24 protein-coding genes and 1 tRNA gene are annotated in these 24,314 nt (G+C 71.8%); 13 read left to right on the forward strand and 12 right to left on the reverse strand.

Going from position 1 to position 24,314, the window contains the following annotated elements; all coding sequences use genetic code 11:
- Nucleotides 1-158 precede the first annotated feature (158 nt).
- Entirely contained in the window at nt 159-470 is a 312-nt protein-coding gene (locus ABTY04_RS02275; RefSeq protein WP_352211403.1) for a hypothetical protein, read from the reverse strand.
- Nucleotides 471-1,035: 565 nt separating this feature from the next.
- Nucleotides 1,036-1,395, reverse strand: a complete 360-nt coding sequence (locus ABTY04_RS02280; protein WP_352211404.1) for a DUF6344 domain-containing protein — start codon at nt 1,393-1,395, stop codon at nt 1,036-1,038.
- A gap of 318 nt (nt 1,396-1,713) precedes the next feature.
- Between ABTY04_RS02280 and ABTY04_RS02285 the strand changes: the two genes are divergently transcribed.
- Nucleotides 1,714-2,109 carry an FAD-dependent monooxygenase gene (locus ABTY04_RS02285; RefSeq protein ID WP_352211405.1) on the forward strand — a complete coding sequence of 132 codons (396 nt, stop codon included), beginning with the start codon at nt 1,714-1,716 and terminating at the stop codon, nt 2,107-2,109.
- A 74-nt stretch (nt 2,110-2,183) separates the two neighbouring features.
- On the opposite strand, the gene ABTY04_RS02290 is transcribed toward ABTY04_RS02285, so the two are convergent.
- Nucleotides 2,184-2,507: a putative quinol monooxygenase gene (locus tag ABTY04_RS02290; protein ID WP_352211406.1), complete on the reverse strand. Its 324-nt coding sequence runs from the start codon at nt 2,505-2,507 to the stop codon at nt 2,184-2,186.
- A gap of 125 nt (nt 2,508-2,632) precedes the next feature.
- On the opposite strand from ABTY04_RS02290, the gene ABTY04_RS02295 reads away from it, so the two are divergent.
- Complete coding sequence (locus tag ABTY04_RS02295; RefSeq protein WP_352211407.1) at nt 2,633-3,607, forward strand: GlxA family transcriptional regulator; 975 nt, start codon at nt 2,633-2,635, stop codon at nt 3,605-3,607.
- Between the two features lie 60 nt (nt 3,608-3,667).
- On the opposite strand, the gene ABTY04_RS02300 is transcribed toward ABTY04_RS02295, so the two are convergent.
- The 6 genes from ABTY04_RS02300 to ABTY04_RS02325 form a co-directional block, all read right to left on the reverse strand.
- Nucleotides 3,668-3,755, reverse strand: a tRNA-Ser gene (locus ABTY04_RS02300).
- A gap of 39 nt (nt 3,756-3,794) precedes the next feature.
- Entirely contained in the window at nt 3,795-4,766 is a 972-nt protein-coding gene (locus ABTY04_RS02305; protein WP_352211408.1) for a trypsin-like serine peptidase, read from the reverse strand.
- A gap of 181 nt (nt 4,767-4,947) precedes the next feature.
- Nucleotides 4,948-6,006, reverse strand: coding sequence for a YeiH family protein (locus tag ABTY04_RS02310; RefSeq protein ID WP_352211409.1), 1,059 nt, complete (start codon nt 6,004-6,006; stop codon nt 4,948-4,950).
- Entirely contained in the window at nt 6,006-6,560 is a 555-nt protein-coding gene (locus ABTY04_RS02315) for a cysteine dioxygenase family protein (RefSeq protein WP_352211410.1), read from the reverse strand. Before ABTY04_RS02315 ends, ABTY04_RS02310 begins: the two co-directional genes overlap by 1 nt.
- A gap of 96 nt (nt 6,561-6,656) precedes the next feature.
- Nucleotides 6,657-7,562, reverse strand: a complete 906-nt coding sequence (locus tag ABTY04_RS02320; RefSeq protein WP_352211411.1) for a LysR family transcriptional regulator — start codon at nt 7,560-7,562, stop codon at nt 6,657-6,659.
- 107 nt (nt 7,563-7,669) lie between these two features.
- Entirely contained in the window at nt 7,670-9,214 is a 1,545-nt protein-coding gene (locus ABTY04_RS02325) for a S1C family serine protease (RefSeq protein ID WP_352211412.1), read from the reverse strand.
- A 223-nt stretch (nt 9,215-9,437) separates the two neighbouring features.
- On the opposite strand from ABTY04_RS02325, the gene ABTY04_RS02330 reads away from it, so the two are divergent.
- The 3 genes from ABTY04_RS02330 to ABTY04_RS02340 all read left to right on the forward strand — a co-directional run bounded on the left by ABTY04_RS02330 (nt 9,438) and on the right by ABTY04_RS02340 (nt 12,118).
- Entirely contained in the window at nt 9,438-10,235 is a 798-nt protein-coding gene (locus tag ABTY04_RS02330) for a glycerophosphodiester phosphodiesterase (protein ID WP_352211413.1), read from the forward strand.
- Nucleotides 10,236-10,320: 85 nt separating this feature from the next.
- Nucleotides 10,321-10,923 carry an ATP-binding protein gene (locus tag ABTY04_RS02335; protein ID WP_352211414.1) on the forward strand — a complete coding sequence of 201 codons (603 nt, stop codon included), beginning with the start codon at nt 10,321-10,323 and terminating at the stop codon, nt 10,921-10,923.
- 220 nt (nt 10,924-11,143) lie between these two features.
- Complete coding sequence (locus ABTY04_RS02340) at nt 11,144-12,118, forward strand: DUF5926 family protein (protein WP_352211415.1); 975 nt, start codon at nt 11,144-11,146, stop codon at nt 12,116-12,118.
- A 181-nt stretch (nt 12,119-12,299) separates the two neighbouring features.
- Here the strand turns inward: ABTY04_RS02340 and ABTY04_RS02345 are convergent, their stop codons facing one another.
- Both ABTY04_RS02345 and ABTY04_RS02350 read right to left on the reverse strand, forming a co-directional pair.
- Nucleotides 12,300-12,881, reverse strand: coding sequence for a hypothetical protein (locus ABTY04_RS02345; RefSeq protein ID WP_352211416.1), 582 nt, complete (start codon nt 12,879-12,881; stop codon nt 12,300-12,302).
- 166 nt (nt 12,882-13,047) lie between these two features.
- Complete coding sequence (locus tag ABTY04_RS02350) at nt 13,048-13,746, reverse strand: bifunctional DNA primase/polymerase (protein ID WP_352211417.1); 699 nt, start codon at nt 13,744-13,746, stop codon at nt 13,048-13,050.
- A gap of 407 nt (nt 13,747-14,153) precedes the next feature.
- Here ABTY04_RS02350 and ABTY04_RS02355 point away from each other — a divergent pair, with 407 nt between their 5' ends.
- Together ABTY04_RS02355 and ABTY04_RS02360 are read left to right on the forward strand one after the other, a co-directional pair.
- Nucleotides 14,154-15,758 (forward strand): PP2C family protein-serine/threonine phosphatase, encoded by a 1,605-nt coding sequence (locus ABTY04_RS02355; RefSeq protein ID WP_352211418.1) that lies wholly within the window; start codon nt 14,154-14,156, stop codon nt 15,756-15,758.
- An 86-nt stretch (nt 15,759-15,844) separates the two neighbouring features.
- Nucleotides 15,845-17,311 carry an aminopeptidase P family protein gene (locus ABTY04_RS02360; RefSeq protein WP_352211419.1) on the forward strand — a complete coding sequence of 489 codons (1,467 nt, stop codon included), beginning with the start codon at nt 15,845-15,847 and terminating at the stop codon, nt 17,309-17,311.
- Nucleotides 17,312-17,420: 109 nt separating this feature from the next.
- Here the strand turns inward: ABTY04_RS02360 and ABTY04_RS02365 are convergent, their stop codons facing one another.
- The gene (locus ABTY04_RS02365) at nt 17,421-17,912 is read right to left on the reverse strand and encodes an ATP-binding protein (protein ID WP_352211420.1); all 492 of its coding nucleotides are present in this window, start codon (nt 17,910-17,912) and stop codon (nt 17,421-17,423) included.
- A gap of 219 nt (nt 17,913-18,131) precedes the next feature.
- Between ABTY04_RS02365 and ABTY04_RS02370 the strand changes: the two genes are divergently transcribed.
- From ABTY04_RS02370 to efeB, 6 genes are all read left to right on the forward strand, one after another.
- Nucleotides 18,132-18,956 carry a hypothetical protein gene (locus tag ABTY04_RS02370; protein ID WP_352211421.1) on the forward strand — a complete coding sequence of 275 codons (825 nt, stop codon included), beginning with the start codon at nt 18,132-18,134 and terminating at the stop codon, nt 18,954-18,956.
- Between the two features lie 107 nt (nt 18,957-19,063).
- Entirely contained in the window at nt 19,064-19,786 is a 723-nt protein-coding gene (locus tag ABTY04_RS02375; RefSeq protein ID WP_352211422.1) for a YcnI family copper-binding membrane protein, read from the forward strand.
- A gap of 111 nt (nt 19,787-19,897) precedes the next feature.
- Nucleotides 19,898-20,548 carry an SCO family protein gene (locus ABTY04_RS02380; RefSeq protein ID WP_352211423.1) on the forward strand — a complete coding sequence of 217 codons (651 nt, stop codon included), beginning with the start codon at nt 19,898-19,900 and terminating at the stop codon, nt 20,546-20,548.
- Nucleotides 20,545-21,042: a copper chaperone PCu(A)C gene (locus ABTY04_RS02385; RefSeq protein ID WP_352211424.1), complete on the forward strand. Its 498-nt coding sequence runs from the start codon at nt 20,545-20,547 to the stop codon at nt 21,040-21,042. Before ABTY04_RS02380 ends, ABTY04_RS02385 begins: the two co-directional genes overlap by 4 nt.
- A 22-nt stretch (nt 21,043-21,064) precedes the next feature.
- Nucleotides 21,065-23,017, forward strand: coding sequence for a copper resistance CopC/CopD family protein (locus ABTY04_RS02390; protein WP_352211425.1), 1,953 nt, complete (start codon nt 21,065-21,067; stop codon nt 23,015-23,017).
- Nucleotides 23,014-24,297, forward strand: coding sequence for an iron uptake transporter deferrochelatase/peroxidase subunit (gene efeB / locus ABTY04_RS02395; RefSeq protein ID WP_502996543.1), 1,284 nt, complete (start codon nt 23,014-23,016; stop codon nt 24,295-24,297). Before ABTY04_RS02390 ends, efeB begins: the two co-directional genes overlap by 4 nt.
- Nucleotides 24,298-24,314: the final 17 nt, after the last annotated feature.

A 24,314-nucleotide genomic window follows, 5' to 3' on the forward strand; every position in this document is an offset into this window, starting at 1 on the left:
TCGTCGAGTGAACCTGACTGTCCGTCAGATTCACTGCCGGTGTCAAGGTCGGGCTCGGACGCGGGCGCAGGTGCGGACGCACGAGGGCGCCCGCCCCACCGGACCCCAGCCGGTCCGGTGGCACGGGCGCCCTCGATGCTCAGAGGACGGGAGAACCCCTACCACCAGGGGTGGAAGTCGACCGCGATGTTCGAGTTGGCCTGGTGGATCGCCGTGAAGGCCGAGCCGTTGACCTGCGCGGTGTTGTTCTGGTTGGACGCGCCGGAGCCGGTGGCGATCTGCTGGGAGGTGGACGAGTTGCCGAGGTTGCTCCCGCCGACACCGCTGCCGAAGATGCTGCCGGCACTCGCAGTCGATCCGTCGTTCGCGAAGGAGCCGTTGTCGGCCGAGGCCAGCCCGCCGAAGAGGCCGACGGCGAGGGGGAGAGCGGCGACGGCGGCCATGACGCGGGCGGTACGGATGCTTGCCATGTCTGAATCCTCCAGAAAACCGAAGTGGGAGTTTCTCCAAGGCAGTTGGCCGGCCGCCTCGGTCTTTCCGTGTGGTGACGACGTCGCGAGACCAGAGTTGCCCACCGAATCCCTGGCGAACCGCCTCGGAGTCCGCGATTCCCTCGCAAGCATGAGCAACATCGAATAAACCTCATTCACACCCCATCGGCGCATGTCAGCGCCTCGGAAGCCGTCGAAACCGCCGTCACGCGCATGCTGAAACGTTCCCTCAAATCTGTGTGCGCCGGGCATGCCGAAAAGGGCCGCGCCGTCCGGGAACCCCACCGTCTCCCGGCCCTGCGGCCCTGCGATACCAAGCTTCACGCCCCCTGCGCGCCCCTGGCGCCCGCCGGGGCGTTCCTGTCGTGCCCCGCTCCGGGGCACATCACCGGCGCGATCCGCGGTCGCGAGCTGCCGACCGGGCTCCAGCGCCTGCTGCTGTTGCTCCTGATGTCCCTTGCGGCTGATGTTGCTGCTGCCGCGGTACTGCCTCACTGCCTACCGCGTTCGTACGAGGTACCCGGTGCGCGTCACCGTACGGGCGCTACGCGGCCAGATCGAGCTGTTCGCGACCGGCTCCGACGGTGCCACCGGCCAGGGACGCGGCGGTGGTCGAGCGGCGGACGGACGGAGCCTTGCCGTGCGCCTCGGCGCGGATCCGCTGCTTGATGGTCGGCGGGAGGGATCCGCCACGCATCATCGCCCGCCAGGACCTCCGGCTCATCGGCCGCACCGGCCGGCGTACGGCGGCAGTGAGGCCGGAAGGAGCAAGGCCGGAGGGGGCTGCCGGGGCAGCCGGGGCGGTCTTGGCGGCCTTGGCGCCGAACCCGAGGGAGGCGAGGAGCGCCACGACGACGGCGACGACTGCGGTCCAGACCGACTTGACGGTGATGCGGTGAGCCATGAAGAGGTCCTTCGATTCGCGATGTTCCGACGGGCGGATCTGCATACATTCGTCATGATGTGTCCGCAACCGCAGCGCCCCCACCACGCGCGCCGATCTTCCGACAAACACCACTCGAAGGGCCCAACGCGACCTTCCGAGACCCGCGTACGGGCCGGGACGGGGCACTGTGCGCCGGCCGGGACATCGACATTCGCGCCACGGGCGAATCATGATCCGCAGGCGCGACGGCTCTTGCCTTCTCGTGGCCGGGGGACCACGAACCGGCCACTCACATCTGCCAGTTCGGCGAGACGGTCAGCCAGCGGGGGCACTTCCATGCAGAACCAGGACGTCCTGATTTCCGGCGCCGGCATTGCGGGCACGGCCTTGGCCTATTGGCTGCGGCGGCACGGCTTCCGGCCGACCGTGGTCGAACGGGCCCCGGCCCTCCGTGAGGGCGGGTACAAGATCGACGTCCGGGGCGCCGCCCTCGACGTGGTGTCCCGCATCGGCGTGCTGGACGCCGTCCGCGCGCAGCGCACCGACGTCCAGGGCGGCTCCATCGTCAACGCCGCGGGCAAGCGGGTGGCCACGCTGGACGGCGACGCCTTCGACGCCCGGGAGAGCCGCGACGCCGAGATCATGCGCGGCGACCTGAGGGAGCGCATGATGGCCAAGGTCATGGAGCCGGTCCAGAAGGCGGCGAAGTCGATCACCCTCAAGGACTACTGACCGGACCGCCCGGCACCCGGTCGGCCGCCTTGGCAGCCTTGGCCTCCTTGGCCTCCTTGGCCTCCTTGGCCGCCTCAGGCGAGCTTGGCCGCCAGGATGTCGACCGGGAGGATCTCGGGGTCCTCGGCGAGCAGCTTCGGGGCGTTCTCCATCAGGGCCGCGGCGATCTCGCCCTGGAGGTGGGCGGTGCGGTCCTCGTCGGTGCCGAAGGCATCGAAGATGCCGAACGTGGTCGGTCCGAGCCGCAGAGCAAACCAGACCGTGGTGCCGGTTTCCTGCTGGGCCAGGGCCAGGGCGCCGGTGAGGAGCGCCTCGACGTCGGCGGCGTGCTCCGGCTTGGCCTCGATCCGGGCGAGCAGGCCGAGACGGGTGGTGTCGGGGACGGAAGCGCTGGTCATGGAGGCTCTCCTTCTGCAGTGGGCGTACCGCGCCGTGCGGTGCGCGCTGTGCGGTACGACCACCGTAGGAGCGGGCCCCGCCCGTGCTCAGTGGCGGATCCGCCGGATGCTTTACCGTTTCCGCCATGCGAATCTCGGTGCTGGTCATGGACGACCTCTTCGACTCCGGGCTGGCCACGGTCCTCGACGTCCTCCAGATGGCCAATGAACTGCGGGGCGAGCTCCCTCATCCCCCGCCGCGCTGGGAACTGACCCGGGTCAGCGGCTCCGGCGCCGTGCGCACCGCCTCGGGGCACGCGATCGAGGCCGTCGCCGTCGCGGACGCCCCGCGGCCCGACCTCCTCCTCGTACCGGGTGCCGGCCCCAAGCAGCCCGAGCCGCTGCTGGACTGGGTGGCGTCGGCGCAGCGCGGTCCGGAGCGCGAGGCGCTGCGGCAGGCCCGGGCCGACGGCATCCCCCTGGCCGCGGCCTGCACGAGCACGTTCCTCCTCGCCGAGGCCGGAATCCTGGACGGGCTCCGTGCCACCACCAGTTGGTGGCTGGCCCCGGCCTTCCGGCAGGCCTACCCGCATGTGGGTCTGGACGAGAGCAACATGCTGGCCCACGCGGACGGAGTGATCACTGCCGGCGCTGCCATGGCCCACCTCGACCTGGCCCTCGCGCTGGTCAGGCAGGCGAGCCCCGCACTGGCCGAACTCACGGCCCGCTACCTGGTGGTCGACGACCGCCCTACCCAGGCGGGTTACGCGATACCCAGCCACCTCGCCCGCACCGATCCCACGGTCAGCGCCTTCGAACGCTGGGTGCGCCGGCACATCGACGAGCCCCTGCGGATGGCGGACGCGGCCCGGGCGGTCGGTACCAGCGAGCGGACCCTGCAGCGGGCGGTGGACCGGGTACTGGGGGTGTCACCGCTGCGGTTCGCCCAGACCATCCGCCTCGAACAGGCCGCCCACCTGCTGCGCACCACCGGTCTCCCCACCGAGGCCGTGGCCCGCCGCGTCGGCTACGAGAACGCCTCGACCCTCACCACCCTGCTCCGCCAACGCCTCGGCACCACCCCGGGCCGCCTCCGCACCCCGGACTCGCCCCGCCCATGACGAAGACGAAGGGGCGCCCCGGACCCGGGACGCCCCTTCTGACCAGCGCATTCGCTGAGCTGGCGGTGGGTGTGGGATTTGAACCCACGGTGACTCGCGCCACGACGGTTTTCAAGACCGTTCCCTTAGGCCGCTCGGGCAACCCACCTGGCCGGTACAGAGTACCGGCAGGTGGGGGGCTGCCGGGTCAGGAATTCTGGGCCTTGTCGTAGGCCGCCTTCGCCTCGTTGCCGAAGTACGGGCCGAACATGCGGTTGGGCAGGAAGTTGTAGCCGAAGCTGTTCACCGAGACCTGGGTGCCCAGGCCCGTGGCCTCGTTGAAGTCCTGGAGCCAGGGGCCGCCGCTGGAGCCGCCGGTCATGTTGCAGCCCAGGCTGTGGTCCTTGGTCAGCAGGAAGTCCTTGCCGGTGTTCCCGCTGCAGTAGACCAGCTTGGTGCCGTCGTAGGGCGCGGCCGCCGGGAACCCGAAGGAGTACATCTTCTTGTTGTAGCCGCCGTTGAACAGGATCCCCTGGGCGCCGACGACCTGGCTGAGCTTCTGTCCGTTCAGCGGGGCGACGACGGCGAGGCCGACGTCCATGTTCATGTCCTCGCTGGCGGCCCACTGGTCGGTGGCGAAGGTCTTGGTGGCCGACCACTGGCCGTAGGGCGCGTTCCCGTTGTCGTACGCGGGGACGAAGATCCAGTTGGTGTGCCAGGTGCCCTGGTACTTCACGCAGTGGCCGGCGGTGATGACCGTGCTGCCGTTGGCACTGGTGATCGAGTCGCCGGAGCAGGACGCGGTCCGGTCACCGAAGGTGAAGAAGACCCGGCCCGAGGTCTTGACCACCGCGCCGCCACCCGTCCACGCGCCGCCCGCCTGCGGGAACGCCGTCGGGGAGGCTGCCACTGCGGACGCCGCAGAAGACGCCGCCGTCGGGGCGACCGCCGTGGGCCGGGCCGCGGCCACGGCCGGCGCCCGCCCGGATCCGGGCGCTGTCGTCACGTCCAGCGGGGTGGCGCTGCGCATCCGCTCGGCGGTCCAGAAACCCTGGCTGTGCTGCTGCTTGAACGAGGCCGGGGCGTCGGCGGCGACCGAGGGGGTGGCCGCCGTCAGCGCGCCCGCGATCAGGGCGCCCGCCGCCATGAGGACCGATGCTGCCGTGCGATGACGATTCACGCAGGACTCCTTCTGCCGTGCCCGGTCCCGGTGGACCGGGCAGGGTGGGGGTGAAGAACTGTCGGTGCGGATCGGCCGCAGGGTCGCACGCGCGGCACGAGAAGTCAGGAGACGGTCGGAACGTTCGGTTGGTTCCGGCCAGGAATTGGCCAACTCCCTTCGGTGGGCACGTTCTGCGACGTCATGCGGTCAGCAGCACCCCCGCGTACGAGACGCCGGCGACCACCAGCCAGGCCCCGAGCCCGAGGACCGCGGCCCGTCCGCCGGTCCGGGCCAGCCGGGGAAGGTCCACCGCGCTGCCCAGCCCGAACAGGGCTGCCGCCAGCAGCAGTTCCTGCGCGGTGTGCGCCCACTCCAGTGCCGCGTCGGGCAGCACGCCGGTGGCACGCACCGCGGCCGCCGCCAGGAACCCGGCCACGAACAGCGGCACCGGCGCCGGTCGGCGTCCCGAGGGCATGCGCACACCCTGCCGCCGCGCCCGTACGGAGAAGGCCACCGCAGCCACCAGCGGGGCCAGCAGGGCCACCCGCATCAGCTTGACCAGGACGGCCTCGCCGAGCGCGTCCGGGCCCGCGGTCTGGGCTGTGGCCACCACCTGGCCCACGTCGTGGACGCTCGCGCCGACCCAGCGCCCGAAGGCCGGGTCCGAGAGCCCCAAGGGGCTCTGGAGGAGCGGGAGGACGGCGATGGCCAGCGTCCCGCACAGGGTCACCAGCGCCACCGAGGCGGCCACGTCCTCCTCGTCGCTGCCCGACACCTGGCTCACCGCACCGATCGCCGAAGCCCCGCAGATCGAGTACCCGGTGGCAATCAGCAGCGGCTGGTCGCCGGGCAGCCCGAGCCGGCGGCCCAGCCAGAGCGTGCCGAAGAAGGTGGCCGCGACCACCGCGGCCACCATGGCCACCGTGGCCCAGCCCAGCCGCAGCACCTGGTCCAGGCCCAGGCCGAGGCCCAGCAGGACGATGCCGATCCGCATCAGCCGCCGCCCGGCCAGAGAGAGGCCTGGTCGGGCGGCTCCGCGTACGACCTCGCGTATGCCCGGGAGATGGGCCACCGCGATACCGAGCACCACCGACACGGTCAGCATGGGCGCGGCGGGCACCAGCCGGTGCACGCACCAGGCCACCAGCACTCCGACGGCCGCCAGCCCCAACCCCGGCCAGGACGAGGATGTTTCACGTGAAACATGCCCGGAACTCTGCGTCTCCGCCCCGCGTACCGGGCGGTTCAGCAGCGCCATCAGTCGGTGGGGAGCGTGTAGACCCGGCGGACGCTGCTGCCCAGACGGATGACGTCGGCTCCGTAGACATGCAGCGATATCGCCGTGGTGCTACAGGAGTTGCGTACCTTGTGGATATCGCCGGGCGGGGCGAATCCGCAGACGTCACCGGGGCCGTTGACCACCTGCTCGGTCGCCACCAGGCGGGCGCAGGCCTCTCCCGTGGACGGAGCCAGCCGGTAGCGGAGCTCGCTCTCCTGGCCCTCGTGCACCCCGGCCACGCACCACGAGACGTGGTCGTGGATGGCGGTCTCCTGGCCGGGCAGCCACACCAGGGCGACCACCGAGAAGCTGCCGTCCGGCTCCGCGTGCAGGACGTGCTGCCGGTACCGGTCGGGGCGTCCCTCGCGCTGCTCGGGGGTGAGCAGATCGGGGGTGCCCAGATGCGGGGCGACGCGCTCGCCGACGAGGTAGGCGGTCAGGTCCGGGGCCAGCCCCCGGTCCACGACCGTACGGATCTCACTGACGAGGGCGGCCATCCTCGCGGTCGTACGGGCCGGCGTAGTGGTGGTCATACGGGCAGCGTCGAACAGCCGACCCATCACGTCCAACGACAGTTCTCACCTGGAATCCCAAGCACCGCTTATGGATTCGGAGGGCCTGCCAGGCTGTCAGCAGCCGACGCGGTTCGAGGCGACCTGCTTCAGCGCGTCGAGGACCACGGAAGTCGCCGGGATGCGCAGGTGGTCGCGGTAGACGTAGGCGGCGATGTGCCGGCGCGCGGCGGGCTGGAGCGGCCGCCCGCACACCTTGCTCAGGGAGAGGGACGGCAGCACCAGCGCGGGCATCATCGCCACGCCGAGCCCCTGCCCGACCATGCTCTGCACGACCAGGTTGTCGTCGGTGGCGAACCGGATGTCGGGCACGAAGCCCAGCTCGGCACACTCGTGGAGCAGGTTCGCCCGGCAGCGCAGGCAGCCGGCGATCCACCGCTCCTCGGCGAGGTCGGCCAGGTGCACGGCCCGCCGCCGGGCCAGCGGGTGCCCGGTCGGGAGCAGCACCGTCAGCTGGTCCTCCAGGAGCCTGACCTCGGCGACTTCCTCCGGGATCTCCTCGTGGAGCCCGGGATAGGTGAAGGCCAGGGTGATGTCGCACTCCCCGCGCTCCAGCCGGCGCAGGGACTCCGGCGGCTCCCCCTCCAACAGCTCGACCTGGATGCCCGGATGGCCCTTGGCCAGATCACTCAGGGCCTCCGGGACCAGGGTGACGTTGGCACTGGGGAATCCGCAAAGCCGTACCCGGCCGGTACGCAGGCGCGCGTACGCCTTGAGCTGCGCCTCGGCGGCGGAGAGGCTGCCGAGGATGGACTCGGCGTGCCGGGCCATGGACTCCCCGGCCTCGGTGAGCTGCATCCTGCGGCCGACCCGGGTGAAGAGCGGGGTCCCGACGGCGCGTTCCAGCGCCTTCATCTGCTGGGTGATCGCAGGCTGGGTGTACCCGAGGGCACGGGCGGCCGCCGAGTAGGACCCGGAGGCGACCACTTCATGGAAAGTACGTATGTGCCGCGAATCGAACACATGGGAAGCATAAGCGGACGTTGGGAGGGGCCGTAGGCGGAATCGCGCCCACGGCCCCTCCCCATCAAGCCAGCGGTCCCGGTCCTCGCCCGCCGGGGCCGGCCGTGCTACTTGTCGCCGACCCGCGAGCCGAGCGTGATGTCGACGGTGGTCGGCTTGCCGCCGCGCAGGTAGGTCAGCTTCACCACGTCGCCGGGCTTGTGCGTCCAGATCTCGCTGATGAGGGTCGGGCCGCTGTCGATCGGCTTGTCGCCGAACTGGGTGATGATGTCGCCGGGCTTGAGGCCCGCCTTGCCGGCCGGGCCGTTGGGGTCGACCAGCTCGTTGGCCGGGGCACCCTGTTCGGAGATCTTGGCGCCATCGGTCTTGGACTGGAGGTCCACGGAGACCGAGATGATCGGGTAGACGGGCTTGCCCGTCTTGATCAGCGACTCGGCGACGTTCTTCGCCTGGTTGATCGGGATGGCGAAGCCCAGGCCGATCGAACCGGCCTGGCCGCCGCCGAAGCCGCTGTTGCCGGCCGACTGGATGGCGGAGTTGATGCCGATGACCGCGCCGCGCCCGTCGAGCAGCGGACCGCCGGAGTTGCCCGGGTTGATCGAGGCGTCCGTCTGGAGCGCGCTCATGTACGAGTTCTTGCTGCCGGAGCCGTCACCCGAGGCCACCGGGCGGTTCTTCGCGCTGACGATGCCGGTGGTGACCGTGTTGGACAGGCCGAAGGGGGCCCCGATGGCGATGGTCGAATCGCCGACCGCGACTTTGTCCGAGTCGCCGAGCGGCAGCGGCTTGAGGCCGGACGGCGGGTTCTTCAGCTTGAGCACGGCCACGTCGTAGCCCTGGGCCCGGCCGATGACCTCGGCCTCGTACTTCTTTCCATCGGAGAAGGTCGCGGAGAGCTTGCCGCCGTTCGCGGCGGAGGCCACCACGTGGTTGTTGGTGAGGATGTGGCCCTGCTGGTCGTAGACGAAGCCGGTGCCGGTGCCGCCCTCGCCGTCGCCGGCCGAGGCCTCGATGGTGACGACGCTGGGCAGCGCGCCCGCAGCCAGGCCTGCGATCGACCCGGCCTCCCGCTTCAGGTCCTTGGGGGTGTTGCCCGCGGTGATCGTGGTCGAGCCGTAGCCGTTGCCGTTGCCGTTGCGCTCGGCGGCCCAGTAGCCGACGCCTCCGCCGACGCCGCCCGCGAGGAGGGCCGCCACGAGCACGGCGGCGATCAGGCCGCCCTTGCCCTTCGGCTTGGCGGGCGGGAGGCCGTCTGCGGTGGGGGGCGCACCCCAGACGCCACCGCCGTGGCCGCCATGCCCGTCGGCCGAGCCGTACGCCGGGACCGCGGGCGGCCGGGGCGGCCAGCCCTCGGCGCCGTGTGCGGCCGGGGCCGGAGCCTGCGGCGCAGGGGCCTGGGCGTAGGCCGGGGCCGGGGTCGGCGGGAACTGCTGGGTCGGTTGCGTGCCGGGCTCAGGCGTCGGCGGCAGCTGCTGCGTGACCGGCTCGGCGGCGGGCACGGCCGGCTCGGCCGCCGGGGCGGGTGCCGGCGCCACCGGGGCCTCCGCGGCCGGTGCGGGTGCGGGAGCCTCGGGGGCAGGAGCGGCCACCGGAGGTGTAGACGGGGCCGCGGGGGGCTTCGGGGCCGCGGTGCCCTCGTTCTCGGTGCTCACAGCGCTCTTCTCCTCGTCACACACGGCTTCAAAAAACTGGCGATTCGGCCCGACAGAACGTTCGACGCGCCGCACAAGTTCCTGGGAAAAGCCTTCCCCATGACCCGTCAGAGCACTGTAAGCCGGACCTGTGCGTCTCCCCCATCCTTCATCTCCGGCATTTCGGGCGCATCCGCAAGCCGGAGCCCGACACCGGAGGCCTTCCCGGTGGCACCATGACCCGGTGACCCACGCACTGCCGCCCATCCAGGTCGTCGCCCACCGCGGCGCCTCGGAGGATGCCCCCGAGCACACCCTGGCCGCCTACCGCAAGGCCATCGAGGACGGCGCCGACGCCCTCGAATGCGATGTCCGGCTCACCGCCGACGGCCATCTGGTCCTGGTCCACGACCGCCGGGTCAACCGCACGTCCAACGGCCGCGGCGCCGTCTCCGCCCTCGAACTGGCCGACCTCGCCGCGCTCGACTTCGGCTCCTGGAAGGACCTGGAGGAGTCCCCCGACTGGGACGCCGACCCCGAGCGCACCTCAGTGCTCACCCTGGAGCGGCTGCTGGAGCTGGTCTCCGACGCCGGCCGAGCGGTGCAGCTCGCCATCGAGACGAAGCACCCGACCCGCTGGGCCGGACAGGTGGAGGACCGGCTCCTCTTCCTCCTCAAGCGGTTCGGGCTGGACGCGCCGCCCGCCGAGGGTCCGCACCCGGTCCGCGTCATGAGCTTCTCCGCGCGCTCCCTGCACCGGGTGCGGGCGGCCGCGCCGACGATCCCGACCGTCTACCTGATGCAGTTCATCTCGCCGCGGATGCGCGACGGGCGGCTGCCGGCCGGGGTGCGGATCGCGGGTCCGGGGATGCGCATCGTGCGCAGCCATCCCGGGTTCGTCCGCAAGCTCCAGAGCGCGGGCCACTCCGTACACGTATGGACCGTGAACGAACCGGAAGACGTTCAGCTCTGCGCTGATCTTGGTGTGGAAGCGATCATCACGAACAGGCCGCGCCAAGTTCTGTCACAGCTCGGGCGCTGACGTCCCCATTTGCCCACCCGTCCCGCCCGCCGCGAACGTAACAGGGTGTGCCCCGGCGCATCCGTTCCGCAACTGCTCGCCGTGAATGCGTCAGACCCCCCGGCTTGGTCGGTTTCCGGTCCAGGCCATTGGGGCATCCAGACCATGGCGTGGGGCTAAGGAGGTTCCGGGGGTGGCGTTGGTGGTGGCACAGGAAGTGCCCACGTCTTCGTGCATGGACGTATGCCATGGTCCTGCGGGCGTGGGCGAGGCGAGACGCCGCATGCGCGAGCAATTGCGTATGAGCGGGGTGTCCGAATCGGTCGTCGACGACGCCGCACTGATCCTTTCAGAACTGCTCAGCAACGCCTGCCGGCACGGCAGACCGCTGGGCGCCGGGGAGATCGGGGACGGGGAGATACGCGCCGCATGGCGCATCGACCAGGCGGGGCGGCTGACGGTCGAGGTCACGGACGGGGGCGGTCCCACCCGCCCGGTTCCGGCCACGCCTTCGGTCACCGCGCGCGGCGGCAGGGGACTGAACATCATCAGCGCCCTTGCCCAGGACTGGGGTGTCCGGGACGGAGCGGCAGGCGAGGTCACCGTATGGGTGATCGTTGCGTGCGGGCCCCGGCACGAGGATTTCGCTACGCGCGTTGCGCCCCCGGCGATCGACTTCAGTACGGCCTTCAACGATCTGAATCCCTGAGCGGGAGCCCGAGCCGCGTCCCCGAGCCGTTTCCCCGGCCCGGACGTCCGGCCCGGATCCCGGACAGCAGCACCCGCAACACCGGCCATTCGGACGAGCGGCCGCCGGGAGCGCACGCCGACCGTGCTCCCGGCCGCACCCTCCCGGTTGCGGCCGTACGAAACGGCTAGGCTCGCGCCCAGACACAACGCCGTACCGCCGCAACCGGGAGACACCCACGATGGCCAAGAAGCGCCCCGCAGCGAAGACTGCAAAGCCGCAGCTCAAGAACGGGGAGATCCCGGTGGTGGGCGCACGCGAGCCCTGCCCCTGCGGATCCGGGCGCCGTTACAAGGCCTGCCACGGGGCAGCCGCCGCACACGCCGTCACCGAGCACGTGGCGCGCCCCTTCGAGGGCCTGCCCGGCGAGTGCGACTGGGTGGCGCTGCGCGAGCTCGTGCCCGCGGCGACCATTCCGCTGACGCTCAAGGGCGGCCTGCCCGAGGGCGTCCCCTCCGTCACGCTGGTGACCGTACTGCCGATGGCCTGGCCGGCACTGCGCCGCGAGGACGGGTCCGTCCTTCTCGGCCTCCAGAACGACTCGACCACCGGGGACCTGGCCCGGGACATGGCCGACACGCTGGAGCGCGCGCTCGTCGCGGAACCGGGTACTCCGATTCCGGCCCGCCGCGTTCCCGCCGAGGGTCCGCGACTTCAGGATCTCCTGGACACCGACGGCGTTTTCGAGCCGGTTGTGCACAGCGGCTTCGAATTCTGGATTCCGGATGCGGAGAGCGCCCAGAACGCCTCCCCGGAGATCGCCGCCTCCCTGGAGCGCGCCAACGCCGCCGCCATCCCCACGGTCAAGCTGGCCGGCGTGGACGCGGCCTACTGGTGCGAGACCCCGGACAAGAACCACCTGCGCTGGGTCATGCCGCACCCCGAGGAGAAGCTCCTCGACGCCCTCGCACGGCTGCACGCCGCGGGCGCCTCCTCGCTCCGGGAAGGCACCCGACTGGTCGGTTCCTTCCGGGCGCACGGCCTGGTGGTCCCGGTCTGGGACCTGCCCACCGGAATGACCGCCGACGACGTGGAGAAGCCGGCGGCGGAGTTCGCGGAGCGGCTGGCCACGGCCCTGGCCGCGGACGCCCCGCTGACCGCCGAGGAGCGCCGGGCGCGCGGCGGACTCACCAACCGCCAGGTCACGCTCAGCTGACCGCCGGGACCCCGCAGGACCGGTGACCGGGGTCACAACTCCCGCTAATCGCCTGCAAATCGGTGTCTGAATATCAGAGATCGAATTTGCGAACAGGCGATCTCTTGTTACCGTTCTTGTAGCCCGGTCGCTGGTGCATCCCCCGTCGCCAGCGACCGGGCCCTTCCATTTCGTCCGTCGGTCAACCGTCGGCCGGTGCCGGTGAGTTGCTCCCGGACCTCAGCAGCAGCCGCCCTTCATCATCCGGAACTGCAAACTCCGCAACAGCCGAGTAGGCATCCGGCGCGCCCGCCGAATCCTCCTTCGGCGTCTCGCACAGCGCCGGCTCGTCGCCGGCCCCGACCGCGCACCGGATCTGCACCGTGCGCCGTTCGGGTCCCATCACCGTGAGGACGGCGTCCAGCGCTCGCCCGCCGGTGTTGCGGTAGTAGCTGCGGCCCCAGGTCTTGCCCTCGCCCGCCAGGATGCAGGTCTGCGCCTCCACACCTTGCGGAGAAGAGAGTTCGGGGCCACACCGGGAGTCCGTACGGGGCTGCCGGGCCGGGCCGGGCCGCGGCGCCTCGGCCTGCTGCGGTCCGGACTGCCGTGCGGGCGTCCGCGTACGGGAACCGCCCGCCGGGTCGGTGAGCCCGAGCGTGGAGAGCAGCCCGCCGGCTTTTCCGTCATCCTGACCGGCGAAATCCGGTCCGGCGATCGCCCCTGCCAGCGGGAGAGACAAGATGATCAGCACACCGGCACTGATACCGATCAAGCGGAGATTCATTCGGCGAAGATAGCGATGCGGGAATGGGGCACGGAGATGCCCGCGCCCAATTCCCTTGGAAACTCGTCGCGCTGACACCCGTACGAGTGATCGGCGGATGGCCGATGCGTCGGTACGGCCGCTCGCGCGCGGGCCTCGTGCACACCGTGATGCGCACCCTGCGTGATCAGTACGCGAGCCGGCTGCCGCCGCCGGAGGCCCCGGTGCTCGCCTCGACCAGCGCGTCCACGACGGCCTCGACCTCCGGCAGCCACAGGCCGCCGGCGTCCGCGGGCTCGCGCTCCCACCGCACCTGCCCGCCGCCGGACGCGGGGGAGGGCGGGAGCAGCAGGTAGCCGCCCTCGCCGTGGAAGCGCAGCGCGGAGGGCACGTGGTCCTTGGCGTAGAGGAGTTCGCCGAGCCGCTCCAGCGAGTACGGCGCGACCAGCAGCGCCCAACGGGTGGGCGTGGCCACGACCGGGCCGAGCCGCATGCCCTGCGCGTCCAGCCGTACGACGGCCCGCGCGGCCGCGTTGGCGGGCAGGCTCACGGCGCACGGTGCGGACCCGCCGGTGGCCAGCAGCAGGGGAGCGGTGGGCCGGTTGGTCCACCACCAGGCCACCATCCGGGGGTCGGTGGTGGCCGCGAGCAGCCCGGGGTCGAAGGGATGCGCGCCGGGAACGACGCAGTCGGGATCGGGGCAGGCGCACCGGGTGCTGTCGGCGCCGGAGCGGCCGACGCCGGGCAGCACCGGCCACTGCCGGGCGGTGGCGCAGGTGAGCGCCGCGTCGAGGAGGGCCGGGTCGCCGCTCTGCCCGGGGTCGGGGCGGAGGGACTTCAAGCGATTGCGGAGCCGCTGGAGACGCCTTCCGAGGATCTCGCGCATGAGCGCTCGTTCCTTTCCGTTGAACGCCGAGGGCCACATCACACCATGCAACCGATATGTCACCACACGTACACGTTTCGCGTCATTGTCCGACAGAAGCGGGTTCACACGGTTCGTGCAGTTTTCTTACGGGTCCATCAAACGTCCGGCGGGGGCGGAACGCGACCCGCGCCGATGCCGAGACCGGCTGCCGCCGCTAAGGACGACGACCCGTGCCGGGCGGTTCCCGGCGGCTGCCGGGCTGCGCCAACTCTCCCCCGGCACCACCGATTAGGTACCCGGAGCCACTCCGGCGCCCGACCAGTCGATCGCAAAAACCGTCCGCTTCCAGCTTTTTCCAGCCAAGTTCTAGCCTTGGCTGGACGGTGAGTTGCCATCCCACGGACACCAGGATTCCCACCTGGGCAATGCTGGACATCGATCCTGGTGTGCGTGTAGATGTGGATTCATTGATGGCGGCGCAGCACGATCTGGGGGTTTGCGATGCTATATGGCGAATCGCACCAGGTGGAAAGGCGGACGCCATGAGCACCCCGCATCTGCCGAAAGTGGCTGGAATCGATCCAGCAGTTACCGCGGTCCCGGAAACTGCTGCGCCCGCGACCGCCCGAACGGCCCCCGCACCGGCCCCGGCCCCGGTTCCCGGACCGGGCAGTCTGATCCAGGACCGGCTGGCGGGGATGGTCTCCGACCTGACCACCCTCCACGAGCTCACCGAGCGACTCGCCCGCGCCCGCGACCTCGACGCCTCCCTCCAGGAGTTCCTGCGCGCCGGGGCCGCGCTCGTCGGCGCCCGCCGCGGCCTGGTCGTCCTGGAGCCCTCCGACGGACTCGGCCCGACGACCACGATCGGCCTCGGCCTCGGCCGCGCGGACCTCGGGCACATCGAGACCGTCCCGCGCACCGCCACCTCCTACGGCCGGATCCTCGACGGGCTCCCCGACGCCCAGGGCGGCTCCGAGGTGCTCCCCGAGCCCGACGCCGCCCCCGGTACGGGCGGGTGCGGCACCCCGGTCGACCCGCGCCACCGCGAGGTCGCCGCCCGGCTCGGCTACGCCGCGAGCTACGCCCTGCCGCTGACCGCCGAGGCCACCGGCCGGCTCGGCGCGGCCGTCTGGCTCTACGACGAGCAGGCCGAGCCGAGCGACCGCCAGCGCGATCTCGTCGGGCTCTACGTCCGCCACGCCGCCGAGCACCTGGCCCGGATGCTTGAGGTGGAACGGTCCCGCAGCCGGCTCGCCACGGTCGCCGAGGAACTGCTGCCCAGCCGGCTCCCCCGGATCCCCGGGGTCCAGCTCTCCGCCCGCCACCACACCGGACCCCGCGGCGGAGGCGACTGGTACGACGCGCTGCCGCTGCCCGAGGGCGCCCTGGGGCTGGCCGTCGGCTCCGTCACCGGGGCGGGGCCCAGCGCCGTCGCCGCGATGGGCCGGCTGCGCGCCTCGCTGCGCGCCTACGCCGTCATGGAGGGCGAGGACCCCGTCGCGGTCCTGTCCGACCTGGAGCTGCTGCTGCGCCTGACCGAGCCCGCGCGCTGCGCGACCGCGCTCTTCGCGTACTGCGAGCCCGCCCAACGGAAGATCATCCTGGCCGGGGCGGGTCACACCCCGCCGCTGCTCATCGGCGAGCACCGCACGGAGTACGTGGAGACCTCGCTCTCCGCACCGCTCGGGATGCTCTCGTGCTGGGAGGCGCCGAGCGTGGAGATCGAACCCGCACCCGGAGAAACGGTGCTGCTGTACACCGACGGGCTGCTGCGGCGCACCGGGGACGCCATGGACCGGGCCTACGCAAGGCTGCACGCCGCAGCCGCGGGGGCGCCCCGCGGCGTCCGGGACGACCCGGCGGCGCTCTGCGACCACATCCTGCGGACGGTGCTGCCCGCGGACGACCCGGCCGTCGCCCCCGCGGGCTCCGGCACCGCCGTGGCAGTGTCCGCCACCACCGCCGCCATGGCCGCCACGGAGGACGGGGTGGAGGACATCGTCCTGCTCGCTGCCCGTTTTGACTGATATTTCACATTGCCGACAGGCGTCTTCCCCTCGCACATACGATGGATGCGGTCCATACCCGGTCCTGTCGTAGCTGAGGAGAAGACGTGGCTGACGAGCTCACCCCGGAGACCCCGGAAGAAGAGCAGCCCAAGAAGAAGCACAAGCAGCGCAAGAACGGGCTGTACCCGGGCGTCAGCGACGAACTCGCGGAGAACATGCGCACGGGCTGGGCCGACACCGAGCTGCACGGGCTGGAGCCGATCGCCCAGGCCGCGCACACCGCCGCCCGCCGCGCAGCGCTGTCCGCGCGCTTCCCCGGCGAGCGCCTGGTCGTGCCGGCAGGCCGCCTCAAGACGCGCTCGAACGACACCGAGTACCCCTTCCGCGCCTCCACCGAGTACGCGTACCTGACCGGCGACCAGACCGAGAACGGCGTGCTGGTCCTCGAACCCTCGGGCGAGACCGGCCACACCGCCACCGTCTACCTGCTGCCCCGCTCCGACCGCGAGAACGGCGAGTTCTGGCTGTCCGGCCAGGGCGAGCTGTGGGTCGGCCGCCGCCACTCCCTCGCCGAGGCCGAGCAGCTGCTGGGGATCCCCGCGAAGGACGTCCGCAAGCTCGCCGAGGAGCTGGCCGAGGCCACGGGCCCGGTCCGGGCCGTCCGCGGCCACGACGCGGTCATAGAGGCCGCGCTGACCGACAAGGTCACCAAGGAGCGCGACGAGGAGCTGCGCGTCCACCTCTCCGAGGCCCGCGCCGTCAAGGACGACTTCGAGATCGGCGAGCTGCAGAAGGCCGTCGACTCCACCGTCCGCGGCTTCGAGGACGTCGTGAAGGTCCTGGACAAGGCCGAGGCCACGTCCGAGCGCTACATCGAGGGCACCTTCTTCCTGCGCGCCCGCGTCGAGGGCAACGACGTCGGCTACGGCTCCATCTGCGCCGCCGGCCCGCACGCCTGCACCCTGCACTGGGTCCGCAACGACGGCGACGTCCGCTCCGGCGACCTGCTGCTGCTCGACGCCGGTGTGGAGACCCACTCCCTCTACACCGCCGACGTCACCCGCACGCTGCCGATCAACGGCACGTACACCGACATCCAGCGCAAGGTCTACGACGCCGTCTACGCCTCCCAGGAAGCCGGCATCGCCGCGGTCAAGCCGGGTGCGAAGTTCCGCGACTTCCACGACGCCTCGCAGCACGTCCTCGCCGAGAAGCTCGTCGAGTGGGGCCTGCTGGAGGGCCCGGTCGAGCGCGTCCTGGAGCTCGGCCTCCAGCGCCGCTGGACCCTGCACGGCACCGGCCACATGCTCGGCATGGACGTCCACGACTGCGCCGCCGCGCGCACCGAGGCCTACGTCGACGGCACGCTGGAGCCGGGCATGTGCCTCACCGTCGAGCCCGGTCTGTACTTCCAGGCCGACGACCTGACCGTGCCCGAGGAATACCGCGGCATCGGCGTCCGGATCGAGGACGACATCCTCGTCACCGAGGACGGCAACCGGAACCTGTCGGCCGGGCTGCCCCGTGCCTCGGCCGATGTCGAGGCCTGGATGGCGCGCCTCAAGGGCTGACCTCACGCGGGCCCGGACGGGCCTGCGCCGGACCTCCGGTGAACCCCCGATGGGCGGGATCTCGTACGCGAGTCCCGTCCATCGGCGTGTCCGGGGGACTCCTCCGCCGCTACGACACCTTCAGCAGCGCTCCCTCACGCCATTTCAGGATCTTGTCGAAGCTGACCACCGCACCCCGGCCCGGCCGGTTGCGCAGCCTGACGTGGTCGGCGAGCTCCGCGATCAGCCACAGGCCCCGGCCGTGCTCGCTCTCCGACGGCGCGGAGGGGCCGGCCGGCGGGGGTCTGTGCCCCGCGACCGTCGCCGCCGGGAAACCCGGGCCGGAATCGGTCACCTCGATGCGGCAGCGGTCCCCGTCCAGGTAGGCCGTGACGCGGTACTCCGCGGACGCCTCCGGCACGGATTCCGGGCCTGCACCGGCTCCGGCCGCCGGGCCGCCGTGCTCCACCGCGTTCGCGCAGGCCTCGCTCAGTGCGACCGACAGGTCGAAGGAGATGTCCGGGTCCACCCCCGCGGTCTCCATCGTCCCCAGCAGCAACCGCCTGGCGAGCGGCACGCTCGCGGCTTCGCGCCTCAAGTGGAGAGACCACCAGATGCTCATACGGTTACGTATTGCCGCCCACGGCGGGGCGTAAGCCCCTGGCGTCCGCCACAGCACTCATTCGGCCGATGCGGCACTCCCGGGCAGCGGTGTATGCGGCGGTGCACAGGCCCCGGCCGCGGCGCGGACACCCGAGGTGAAGCCCTCGTACAGGGGCACTCACGACCTTCCGGACCTGCCGTATGGACGGCATGAGCGCAGTGCGATGATGGCCCGGCCATGACTGTCCCCCACGCGACGCCCGCCGGAGCCGGCCTCCGGCTGATCCGGGCCGCGGTGTTCACCGCGGTCTGCGTCGTGCTGTCCGCGGCCGGGCACGCCCTGGCGTCCTGCGCCACGGTGCCCTGGTGGGCCCTCGTCATCGCCTTCCTCGCCGTGTTCGCGGTCGCCGCCCCGCTCGCGGGACGCCGGCGGTCGCTGCCCGGCATCGCCGCCGGGCTCGCCTTCGGACAGCTCGGGCTGCACGCGGTGTTCGGCCTCGGCCAGAACGGCGCAGCCGTGGCCCAGGCACCCCAGGGCACCGACACCTCTGTCGCGGCACTCGCCGGCCGGCTGGTCTGCGGAGGCAACTCCGTCCCGCTCAGCCCGGCCGACGCCCGGCAGATCCTGGAGACCGCCGGACTGGACCCGGCCGCCGTGACCGCCCAGGCCGCAGCCCAGGCGGCAGCCCACGCGCACGCCGGCCACGCGCACATGGCGCAGGCCGCCACGGCACCCGCCACCGGCCTGTTCAGCACCGGCATGGTCGTCGGCCACCTGCTCGCCGCACTGGCCGCGGGCTGGCTCCTGGGGCGCGGCGACGCCGCCCTGTTCCGGCTCGTCGAGCTGTCCCGTGCCTCCGCCGAAGCCGATCCGGTACGCCCTCTGCGCGCCGCGCTGGCCTTCGTACGCGCCCTCGGCACCGGGCTTGCGGGCATGCCCGCCGGCGCCCCGCGGGCCGCCCGGACCGCCGCCGAACCCGCAGCACACACCGGGCGGGAAGCACTCCAGCACACGGTGATCAGGCGCGGGCCGCCCCGCACGGCACTCGCCCTCGCAGCCTGACGCGGCACCCTTCCCCGGAACACCCGGCGGAGGCACGGTGCCGCGAACTCCGCGCACACCCGTGCCCGGAACCACCGCCACCACTGCCTCTGTGGAGTGTTCCTGCCATGAAGACCTCTCGCGTCTCCTTCGCCGCCGCCCTTGCCGCCGGCACCGTCCTCGTGCTGTCCGGCACCGCCTTCGCGCACGTCGGCGTGCAGCCCGTCGGCGAAGCCACCAAGGGCGGGTACGCGACGCTCAACTTCAAGGTTCCGAACGAGCGGGACAACGCGTCGACCACGCAGCTGGAAGTCAACTTCCCCGTCGACCAGCCGCTGACGTCCGTCATGCCGCAGGAGATCCCCGGCTGGACGTCCAACGTCGAGAAGACCAAGCTCGACAAGCCGCTCACCGTGCACGGCAAGCAGGTCAACGAGGTCGTCACCAAGGTGACCTGGAGCGGCGGCAAGATCGAGCCCGGCAAGTTCCAGCAGTTCCCGGTCTCCGTCGGCAAGCTGCCCGAGAACGCCGACCAGATGGTCTTCAAGGCGATCCAGACGTACGACAACAACGAGATCGTCCGCTGGATCGAGGAGACGAAGGAAGGCGCGGCGGAGCCGCAGAACCCGGCTCCCGTCCTGAAGCTGACCGCGGCCAAGGCCGCCGCCGACCACGACGACCACGACGACCACGACGGCAAGAGCACCGAGGCCGCCAAGGACGACAAGGGCCACGACGAGGCCGCAGCGAACGCCTCCGACACGACCGCGCGCGTCCTCGGCGTCGCAGGAATCGTCATCGGCCTCGGCGGTGTCGCCTTCGGTGTCGCCGCGCGTCGCCGCGCCTCCTGACCCGGTGCGGCCGCAGGCCGTATCCCCCTGTCCAGAACGTGCGCGCAGCCGGCCCGTCTTCGCGGCCGGCCCCTGCGCGCACCACATCCCCGATCCCAGGGACATCCCTCCATGCGCACCACACGTGTGACGGTCGCCGCCCTCGCGGCAGCGGCCGCGCTCGCCCTCACCGCCTGCGGCGGTGAGCCCGCCAAGCCCGGCGCGGTCACCCAGATCACCGGCCAGTCCAAGGCCGGTTCCGCCACGGTCCTCGACCGCCCGTTCGACAAGCCGGAGCTGGTCCTCACGGACACCACCGGCAAGCCGTGGAACCTGCGCGAGCAGACCAAGGGCAAGCCGACGCTGATCTACTTCGGCTACACCAACTGCCCCGACGTGTGCCCCCTGACGATGAGCAACATCGCCGTCGCCAAGAAGGCACTGCCCAAGGCCGACCAGGACAAGCTCCAGGTCGTGTTCGTCACCACCGACCCCGAACGGGACACTCCCGACTCCCTCGGCTCGTGGCTCAGGTCCCAGGACCCGTCCTTCACCGGACTGACCGGGGACTTCGCCACCATCCAGGCCGCCGCGCGGAAGCTCGGCATCGGTATCGAGGCTCCGAAGAAGGAGGCCGACGGCAGCGTCGTCTCCATGCACGGTGCCCAGGTCATCGCGTTCTCGCCCAAGTCCGACGAGGGATACCTCCTCTACGGCGAGGGCACCACCGTCGACGACTACACCAAGGACCTGCCGAAGATCATCAAGGGAGAGAACCCGTGAACGCCCGCACCACCCGCACCCTCGCCGCCGCACTCTCCCTGACGGCAGCGCTCGCCATATCGGGCTGCTCCTCGGACTCCGGCTCCGGCGCCGGCGCCAAGGCCGACGGGGACAAGCCGAAGATGACGGTCACCGGCGCCTTCATGCCGGAGCCCGTGAACGACAAGATGGCCGGCGCGTTCATGGTCATCAAGAACGACTCCAAGACGGCGGACAAGCTCACGGCCGTCACCAGTCCGCTCTCCGACGATCTGCAGATCCACGAGACCAAGGACCAGAAGATGCAGCAGGTCGCGGCCATGGACGTGCCGGCCAACGGCGAGCTCAAGCTGGAGCGCGGCGGCAGCCACGTCATGTTCATGGGGCTGAAGAACACGCCGAAGGTCGGCGACAAGGTCACCGTCGAGCTGCGCTTCGAGAAGGCCGACCCGGTCAAGGTCGAGCTGGACGTGAAGGAGCGGACGTACAACGCCCAGAACACCAGCGCCCACTGACGGACCGAGGTACTGACACGCCATGACGGCCATCGCCCCCTCCCCGGCCCGCGTCCGGGCCCCGGCTCTCCTGCCGCGGCTCGCGCTGGTCCTCGCAGCCCTGCTGGCAACCCTGTTCACCGCGGCCGGCCCGGCCACGGCGCACGCCGCACTCACCGCGAGCGACCCCAAGGACGGGGCGGTGGTCGCCACGGCCCCCGCCCAGGTCACCCTCTCCTTCTCGGAGCACGTCGCCATGGGCGACGACTCCATCCGCGTCATGGACCCGCAGGGCAGGCGGGTGGACACCGGCGAACTGCGCGACATGTGCAGCGGATCCACCATCCGCTACGGCACCGCGCTGCACTCCGGGCTGCCGGACGGCACCTACACCGTCGCCTGGCAGGCCGTGTCTGCGGACAGCCACCCCGTCTCCGGCGCCTTCACCTTCTCCATCGGCGCCCCCTCGGCGACCAGCGTCGCCCTGCCCACCGGGAAGGTGGGCGGCGGACCGGTCGGCGTCGCGTACGGCATCGCCCGCTACGCCGCCTACGCCGGTTTCACCGTCCTCGTCGGCGGCGCCGCCTTCATCCTGCTGTGCTGGCGCCGCGGCGCGGGCGAGCGCCCGCTGCAGAAGCTCGTCGTGCGCGCCTGGGTCACGCTCACGGCCGCCACCCTCGTGATGCTGGTGCTCCGCAACCCGTACACGGGGTCGGGGAAGTTCGCCGACGCACTGGACCTCGCCGGCCTCAAGGCCGTCCTGGAGACCAAGGCCGGCGCCTCCCTCGTCTCCCGGCTGCTCCTCCTGGGCGCCGCAGCGCTGTTCATCGCCGTGCTGTTCGGCACGTACGCACGAAGGACGGCCGGGGCCGGAGCCAAAGGCAGCAGCAAGAGCAAGGAGAAGGACAAGGAGGCCGACGACCTGCTCTTCGGCCTCGGCATCGGCGGAGCCGTGGTGGCCGGCGGCATCGCCGCCACCTGGGCACTGTCCGAGCACGCCTCGACCGGCATCCAGCCCGGTGTCGCCATGCCCGCCGACATCCTGCACCTGCTGGCCGTGGCCGCCTGGCTCGGCGGACTCGCCACACTGCTCGTTGCCCTCCACAAGATCCCCGGGATCGAGCGGGAGGCCGTCCAGCGGTTCTCCCGGGTGGCGTTCTTCAGCGTGCTGGTCCTTTCCGTCACCGGCGTCTACCAGTCCTGGCGCCAGGTCGGCAGCTGGTCGGCCCTCACGGGTACCAGCTACGGCAGGCTTCTGCTGCTGAAGGTCGGGCTCGTCGCCGTCCTGGTCGGCATCGCCTACGTCTCCCGCTCGTGGACTGCACGGCTCACCGATGCACCCGCGGGGAAGGCCGCCAAGATCACCCGGCAACGCGATGTTTCACGTGAAACACAGCCGGCCGCCGTCACCGTCCCCGAGGACGCCAAGCGCGCCGCCCAGCTCGCCCGGCAGCGTGCCGCCCGCGAGAGCGCCCGCGAGAAGCAGGTCCGCGACGCCGATCCGAGCCGGGCGGGGCTGCGCCGCTCCGTCCTCGCCGAGGCAGGGGTCGCCATCGCGCTGCTCGCCGTGACCACCGTCCTCACCAGCACCGAACCCGGCCGGACCGCCGAGCAGGCGAGCGGGCGCGACGTGGCGGCCACGGCCGTCCCCAACCGCGCCGTCAAGATCACCCTCCCGTTCGACACCGGCGGCGAGAACGGGAGGGGAACGGTCAGGGTCGAGGTCGATCCGGGCCGGGTCGGCGCCAACTCGCTCCACGTCTGGGTCGACGACCCCGAGGGCCGGCCTCTCGACATCCCCGAGATCAAGGTCGCCTTCACCCTCCCCGCCAAGGACATCGGCCCCCTGCCGCTCCTCCCGGAGCGCGCGGCACCCGGACACTGGAGCGCATCCGGAGTCCAGCTGCCGCTCGCCGGGGAATGGCGGATCGACGTGACCGTCCGTACCTCCGACATCGACCAGACGACCGTGCAGAAGAACGTGAAGATCGGCTGACCAGCGTGACCGAGAGCAACCCCGACATCGAGATCTCCCGGCGCCGGCTGCTGGGCACCGTCGGCGCCGCAGGCGCCGCCGGACTCGCACTCGGCGCCGCCGGCGGCGCCCTCGTGCACTCCGCACTCGGCGACTCCCCGGCCGGCGCTCCCGGCGCCGCAGGGGGACTCGCCTCCCTCGGCGCCACCCAGGTCGCCTTCCACGGCGACCGCCAGGCCGGCATCACCACCCCCCTGCAGGCCAAGGGCCACGTCCTCGCCTTCGACCTGGCCCCCGGCGCCGGCCGCAAGGAGGCCGCCGCTCTGCTGCGGCGCTGGTCCGACACCGCCCGCCTGCTCATGGCGGGCGAGGCCGCGTCGGCCGCGGACTCCGGCATCGCCCTCGACGCCGGTCCGTCCTCCCTCACCGTCACCTTCGGCTTCGGCCACTCCTTCTTCGAGCGCACCGGGCTCACCGCCCGCCGCCCCACCGCCCTCGACCCGTTGCCCGACTTCTCCGCTGACCGGCTCGACGCCCAGCGCAGCAACGGCGATCTGTGGGTCCAGATCGGCGCCGACGACGGGCTCGTCGCCTTCCACGCCCTGCGCGCCCTCCAGAAGGACGCCGGGGACGCCGCCCGCGTGCGCTGGCAGATGAACGGCTTCAACCGGTCCCCCGGCGCCACCGCGGCCCCGATGACCGCCCGCAACCTCATGGGCCAGGTCGACGGCACCAACAACCCGAAGCCCGCCCAGCCCGACTTCGACAAGCGGATCTTCGTTCCCGCCACCGGCCCCGGGCCCGCCGAACACGCGTGGATGGGCGGGGGCTCGTACGCCGTCGTACGTCGCATCCGGATGCTCCTCGACGACTGGGACAAGCAGTCCCAGGCCCAGCAGGAGCAGGTCATAGGCCGTACGAAGGCCACCGGCGCGCCCCTCACCGGCGGCACGGAGACCACCAGGATGGCCCTCGACAAGATCGGCCCCGACGGCAAGCCCGTCATCCCCTCCAACGCGCACGCCCGGATCTCCGCGCCCGAGCAGAACGGCGGGGCCGCCATGCTCCGGCGCCCGTTCTCCTTCCACGACGGGATCGCCCCCGACGGCACCCCGGACGCGGGACTCCTCTTCATCTGCTGGCAGGCCGATCCGCTGCACGGCTTCGTACCCGTCCAGCGCAAGCTCGACCGGGGGGACGCCCTGTCGGAGTTCATCCGGCACGAGTCCAGCGGGCTGTACGCCGTCCCGCCCGGCCCCCGCGACGGTGAGTACGTGGGGCAGCGACTGCTCGAAGGGTGAACAGCACCCCGGCGGCC

Origin of the sequence: Streptomyces sp. NPDC097981, from assembly GCF_040302565.1 — a bacterium.
GTDB lineage: Bacteria > Actinomycetota > Actinomycetes > Streptomycetales > Streptomycetaceae > Streptomyces.